Source organism: Micromonospora sp. 4G55, assembly GCF_016803375.1.
In genome coordinates, this window is the sequence record NZ_JAEVHN010000007.1 from 38,354 (window position 1) to 44,353 (window position 6,000).

Genomic DNA, 6,000 nt, shown 5'->3' on the forward strand with positions numbered 1-6,000 from the left:
GGGTGCGCCACTCCCGTTTGCGGCGTGTCGCGGTGTCCCGCGCCGTGGATACCCCGACACGCCGCAAGGCGGTACGGATCATGCGGTCAGCGCCGGACCGGACGGGTCAGCTTCAGTCGGCGCGACCGGAGCGGGCGTGCGCGACGAACGCGCGCCAAGCGTCGGGGGCGAAGGTGAGGGTCGGGCCGGAGCGGTCCTTGCTGTCCCTCACCAGCACCACGGGCAGGTTGTCCGCCACCTCGACGCAGTTGCCGCCGGAGTCCGTCGATCGGCTGGAGGTGCGCCAGTGCGGCTTGATCATCGTCATGGCGTCACCTTCAGCTTCCGGATCAGATCCAGCGAGGCGCCTGTGGACAGTGCTTCGCCGAGTAGGCTATCCCACTTGCGATCGATCAAGCCGATCATTTCAGGGTCGTCCATGACGTGTCCCCGAGCAGCATTCTCCAGGTAGAGGGCCCTGTCGCCGTCTGGCAGCTCGGCGAGCACGAACCCACCGCCCAGCCCGACGTGCTCGCCGACAGTCAGCGGAATGACGTGCAGCCGGAGGAACGGCAGATCCGCCACTTCCAAGAGCCGCACCAGTTGCTCGTCGAGCACGGCAGGCCCACCAACGGGGCGGCGTAGCGCCGCCTCGTCGAGCAAAAAGACGCAGTGCGGTGGCTCGTCGCGGTGCAGCAGCTGCTGCCGCTCCATTCGCACCGCCACCAACTCGTCCACCATCGCCGGCGCGTGCAGCCCACCGGCCGAGATGACCGCGTGCGCATACTTCTCGGTTTGGAGCAGGCCGGGCACCAGGCAGGCTTCGAAAGCACGCAGTCGAGTGGCCTGCTGTTCGTAGCCTCGCCAGGGCGCGAACCAGGACGGCCCCCGCTCCTGGTCGGCCGCCTTGAGTAGTTCGGCGAGGAGGCCGCCGGTGCCTAGGGCCTGGTCGGCGGCGACCGCGAATTCCATGGTGGGTCGACGGCGGCCGGTCTCTATCGCGGCCACGGTGGACGGGCTCCACTTGATCAGGGCCGCCAGCCCTTCCTGGGACATCTCGGCACCCGCTCGGGCGGCCTTCAACGCCCTCACCCACATCTCGACGTTCATCCTTACCTCTCCGGTAAGTACGTGACCCCGCTGCGTAGTAAGCCCTGGCAACCTCCCCTGCGACCGGCCCGCCGTCCAGGGTGGAGGACACGCGGCCCGGCCGGTGGAGGCGTCGACCCGGCGGCCGGTCCTGCGTCGGGTCGCCCCGGTCAATCCCCCGACCGGGGCGACCCCCGAGACCGGGAGGAAGTCAGCGATGTTCGGGTTCATCCGCGGCAGAACGCCGCGCTGTGGCCGTACCGGAGGAAGAAGGTGGCACCGGCGACCGGCGTGCCGGGCGCCACCCCGCCGCAGGGGTCGGTGGGCCGGCCGAACCAGCCGCCGGCGTGGGCGACCGCGCCGACGGTGGCCCTGCCGCGACCGGGCCGCGCAGGCTGGCTGACCCCGGCGCAGACCTGGCGGGCGAACGGCGGTCGGTGGTGACCACCGCCCGGGCGTGTCGCGCCGGGAAGGCGGACACGACCCTGAGCGTGATGCCTCTGAGTCATAAATATGCCTCAGAGTCGTATCGCTCGTTGCGGCATTCGTCTCCCGCCGCCGACACGCCGGAACGCAACCCGCGGACGGTCGTCAGGGGCCGGCGGTGAGCAGGCGGGTGCCGCATCTGCCGATGCGGCCTCTCTGGCGGTGCCGGGCCTGCGGCGCGCACTGGCCGTGTCAGCCGGCCCGACTCGGCCTGCTGGTCGAGTACCGGCACGACCGGACGGCACTGCTGGTGTACCTGGGCGGGCTGATGGCCGAGGCCGCCGATCAGCTCGCCCGACTCCACCCGCAGGCCCGCCCGACCGACCTGCACGAGCGCTTCCTCGGCTGGGCGCGGGCCCGAGGCGGCACAATGTTTCACGTGAATCATGAGCCGGGTGCCGAGATCCACCACACCGATCCGTTCGCGGTGCCCGCCGGGCAGCGCTCGCCCGTACGCCGGTTGCGGGGTCGGCTGGCGGCGCCGGTGACCCTCTGGACGGCGCCCGGCCCGGCCGGGCTGACCGTCTCGTCCACCCTGGTCGCCGAGGGTGAGCCGGACCGGCTGCTCGGGCTGATCGACGCGGAGTCGGACCTGTGGGCGGCGGTGGAGGAGGCCGGGCGGTTCGCGGTGGCGCCGTTGGGGCCGCCGCACCGGCAGCTCGCCGACCGGTTCGCCGGGCTCTTTCCCTCCCCGGGCGGGCTCTTCGCCACCGGATCGTGGCTCGACACCCCCTACGGCCCGGTCCCCAGCGACGCCGGCGGGTGGGCCGGCTGCCGGCTCGACAACGCCCGGGAGTACGGCTGGGGCCTGCTGGTGGAGGCCACCATCGAGGCGGTCGACCTGACCGAGGAGACCATGCCGCTGCTGCACTACCGGGGCCGGTACCACGAGCTGACCTGACGGCCCGGCGACATTTCGTGGCGGCCCGGCAACAGCTCGTGGCGACCGGTGAGCGCCCACCCGACCTACCGCTCGTCGGAGTGACCTAGGTCACTCGGCGCAGCCCGCAGACCGTTCGGCGCAGCCGCCGACCGGCCCCGATCTCAGCCTTCCCTGGATGGGAGCGCGCTCTCTACGGTGCGCGAAACTCCCCAGGCCTGTGAAGGTGGTGATCCACAGATGTCCACGGACACACCCGCGTCCGCGCCCGCCGAGTCGGCGGCGGAGCGGTATCTCGCCGTACAACGGTCGGACGAGTTCGCCGGGTTGCGTCGCGCGTTGCGCGGCTTCGTCTTCCCGATGACCGTCGCATTCTTCCTGTGGTACGCGCTCTACGTCATCCTCTCCGCCTACGCGCGGGGCTTCATGGGCACGAAGCTCTTCGGCAGCCACATCAACGTCGCGCTCGTCTTCGGCCTGCTCCAGTTCGTCTCCACGTTCCTGATCGCCTGGCTGTACTCCCGGTACGCCGACCGCAAGCTCGACCCGGTCGCCGACCGGATCCGCGCCGAGATCGGGGAGGTGACCCATGAACACGGTCCTCGCGGCTGAGGCGGGCGGCAGCACCGCCCGGAACCTCACCATCACGCTCTTCCTGGTCTTCGTCGCGATCACGCTGGCCATCACCGTCTGGGCCAGCCGGCAGACCAAGACCGCCACCGACTTCTACGCCGGCGGCCGCTCCTTCTCCGGCTTCCAGAACGGCATGGCGATCGGCGGCGACTACATGTCGGCCGCGTCCTTCCTCGGCATCGCCGGCATCATCGCCCTCTACGGCTACGACGGCTTCCTGTACTCCATCGGCTTCCTGGTCGCCTGGCTGGTGGCGCTGCTGCTCGTCGCCGAACTGCTGCGCAACTCGGGCCGGTACACGATGGCCGACGTGCTGGCCTTCCGGATGCGCCAGCGCCCGGTGCGGACCGCCGCGGCGGTCTCCACCATCACGGTGTCGATCTTCTACCTGCTGGCCCAGATGGTCGGCGCGGGCGCGCTGGTCGCGCTGCTGCTCGGCATCAAGCCGGGCACCACCTTCCTCGGCATGGACGCCGACACCGCGAAGATCGCCACCATCATCATGGTCGGCGCCCTGATGATCATCTACGTCACCGTGGGCGGCATGAAGGGCACCACGTACGTCCAGATCGTCAAGGCGTTCCTGCTGATGACCGGCGCGATCGTGATGACCCTGCTGGTGCTGGCGCATTACAAGTTCAACCTCTCCACGCTGCTCGGCGACGCGGCGGCGGCATCGGGCAAGGGAGAGAACTTCCTCAGGCCGGGCCAGCGGTACGGCGTGGAGGTGGCCGGCAATGCGACCCAGACGTTCTACAACAAGATGGACCTGCTCTCGCTCGGCATCGCCCTGGTGCTCGGCACGGCCGGCCTGCCGCACATTCTGATCCGCTTCTACACCGTTCCGACGGCGAAGACGGCCCGCAAGAGCGTGCTCTGGGCGATCGGCATCATCGGCACGTTCTACCTGCTCACCCTGGCGCTCGGCTTCGGCGCTGCGGCGATGGTGGGCGGCAAGGCGATCACGGCGCAGGACAAGGCGGGGAACACCGCGGCGCCGCAACTGGCCGAGGCGCTGGGCATCAAGTTCCTCGGCGGCGAGCTGGGCGGGGCGACCCTGCTGGCGATCATCGCGGCGGTCGCCTTCGCCACCATCCTGGCGGTGGTCGCGGGACTGACCCTGGCGTCGTCGTCGAGCCTGGCGCACGACTTCTACGCCAACGTGGTCAAGAACGGGCAGGCCTCGGAACGGCAGGAGGTGAACGTCGCCCGGATCTCCGCGCTCGTCATCGGCGCGATCTCGATCGTCCTGTCGATCTTCGCGCAGAGCCTGAACGTGGCCTTCCTGGTGGCGCTCGCCTTCGCGGTCGCGGCCTCCGGCAACCTGCCGGCGATTCTCTACAGCCTGTTCTGGAGGCGGTTCAACACCTCGGGCGCGGTCTGGGCCATCTACGGTGGCCTGATCTCCGCCGTGTTCCTGGTGTTCTTCTCGCCGGTGGTCTCCGGAGCGCCGACCTCGATGTTCCCCGAGCAGGACTGGCAGTGGTTCCCGCTGTCCAACCCGGGCATCATCTCCATTCCCTTCGGTTTCCTCTGCGGCTGGATCGGCACGGTGATCTCGAAGGAGCACGACGAGGAGAAGTACGCGGAACTGGAGGTGCGGGCGCTGACCGGCGCGGGAGCGCACTGACGTCGTCCACCACCGCAAGGGGCCCCGGCGCGTGCCGCGCCGGGGCCCCTTGCCGCATGCCGCGCCGCATCCGGGGGGCACCCTTAGTAGGCTGGCCGGCATGAAGGTAGCCCAGCGTTTCGGCAGCGGTCATCGCGTCCTGGTCACCGGCGGCGCCGGTTTCGTGCCGTCCCACCTGGTCGACTCCCTCGTCGGGCGCGGGTGCCAGGTCGTCGCGCTGGACAACTTCGTCACCGGCTCGAAGGACAACGTCGCGCACCTGCTGGACAACCCGTCCTTCGCCCTGGTCGAGGCGGACATCTCCGACGGGCTGCCGGCCCACCCGGCGCTGGCCGAGCGGTTCGACGCCGTCCTGCACATGGCCTCCCCGGCCAGCCCGACCGACTTCGAGAAGCTGCCGGTGGAGATCCTCCGGGTCGGCTCGGCGGGCACCCTGCACCTGCTGGAGCGCGCGCTCGCCGACGGCGCCCGGTTCCTGATGGCCTCCACCTCGGAGGCGTACGGGGACCCGAAGGAGCACCCGCAGCGCGAGACGTACTGGGGCAACGTCAACCCGATCGGGGTGCGCGCCGTCTACGACGAGGCGAAGCGCTTCTCCGAGGCGGCCACCATGGCGTACCACCGGAGCAAGGGGCTGGACGCGGCGATCGTCCGGATCTTCAACACGTACGGTCCGCGGATGCGCCCCGACGACGGCCGGGCCATCCCCACCTTCATCTCCCAGGCGCTGCGCGGCGAGCCGATCACCGTGCACGGCACCGGCAACCAGACCCGCTCGATCTGCTACGTCGACGATCTGGTGCGCGGCATCCTGCTGCTGCTCGACTCGACCGAGACCGGGCCGATCAACTGCGGCACCGAGCACGAGATGAGCATGCGGCAACTCGCCGAGACGATCGTGTCACTCTGCGGAAGCAGTTCCGAGGTGACGTACATCACCCGCAGCGCCGACGATCCGGAGATGCGGCGACCTGATCTCACCCTCGCCCGGGAGCTGCTGGGATACGAACCCACCGTGGCGCCCGAAGACGGACTGCGACGCACGATCGACCACTTCCGGGCGCGGCTAGGGTAGCTTCCCGCCCGGCACGCGGGGCGCGGCGCGGCGTTCGCCTTCGGGCAACGCTCGACCGGCATACGTACGCTGAATCGCATGTCCGCCACATCGTCAGCCGGCGTCCCGCTTCCGTACCTGCACCGGAGCACCGGACGCGCCGCGGTTCCCGGTCCCGACCGGGCCGCCGGGCGCGCCCGGCCGTCCGAGACGCAGTGGTACCCGTCGTACGACGAGGAGCGCCCCCGC

General features: G+C 70.3%; 7 protein-coding genes. 5 read left to right on the top strand and 2 right to left on the bottom strand.

Annotated features, from left to right (window positions below; all coding sequences use genetic code 11):
• Window positions 1–112: 112 nt before the first annotated feature.
• Together JNW89_RS01590 and JNW89_RS01595 are read right to left on the bottom strand one after the other, a co-directional pair.
• Window positions 113–307, bottom strand: coding sequence for a DUF397 domain-containing protein (locus JNW89_RS01590; RefSeq protein ID WP_238447332.1), 195 nt, complete (start codon window positions 305–307; stop codon window positions 113–115).
• Window positions 304–1,089 carry a helix-turn-helix transcriptional regulator gene (locus JNW89_RS01595; RefSeq protein WP_238447333.1) on the bottom strand — a complete coding sequence of 262 codons (786 nt, stop codon included), beginning with the start codon at window positions 1,087–1,089 and terminating at the stop codon, window positions 304–306. The genes JNW89_RS01590 and JNW89_RS01595 overlap by 4 nt, the downstream gene beginning before the upstream one ends.
• 252 nt (window positions 1,090–1,341) lie before the next feature.
• Here JNW89_RS01595 and JNW89_RS01600 point away from each other — a divergent pair, with 252 nt between their 5' ends.
• From JNW89_RS01600 to JNW89_RS01620, 5 genes are all read left to right on the top strand, one after another.
• Window positions 1,342–1,512: a hypothetical protein gene (locus JNW89_RS01600; protein ID WP_238447334.1), complete on the top strand. Its 171-nt coding sequence runs from the start codon at window positions 1,342–1,344 to the stop codon at window positions 1,510–1,512.
• A 187-nt stretch (window positions 1,513–1,699) separates the two neighbouring features.
• Complete coding sequence (locus tag JNW89_RS01605; RefSeq protein WP_238447335.1) at window positions 1,700–2,455, top strand: flavin reductase family protein; 756 nt, start codon at window positions 1,700–1,702, stop codon at window positions 2,453–2,455.
• A gap of 219 nt (window positions 2,456–2,674) precedes the next feature.
• Window positions 2,675–3,046, top strand: a complete 372-nt coding sequence (locus JNW89_RS01610; RefSeq protein WP_238447336.1) for a DUF485 domain-containing protein — start codon at window positions 2,675–2,677, stop codon at window positions 3,044–3,046.
• Window positions 3,024–4,697: a cation acetate symporter gene (locus JNW89_RS01615; protein WP_238447337.1), complete on the top strand. Its 1,674-nt coding sequence runs from the start codon at window positions 3,024–3,026 to the stop codon at window positions 4,695–4,697. Before JNW89_RS01610 ends, JNW89_RS01615 begins: the two co-directional genes overlap by 23 nt.
• Before the next feature lie 100 nt (window positions 4,698–4,797).
• The gene (locus JNW89_RS01620) at window positions 4,798–5,772 is read left to right on the top strand and encodes an NAD-dependent epimerase/dehydratase family protein (protein WP_238447338.1); all 975 of its coding nucleotides are present in this window, start codon (window positions 4,798–4,800) and stop codon (window positions 5,770–5,772) included.
• The last annotated feature ends 228 nt before the right edge of the window (window positions 5,773–6,000 follow it).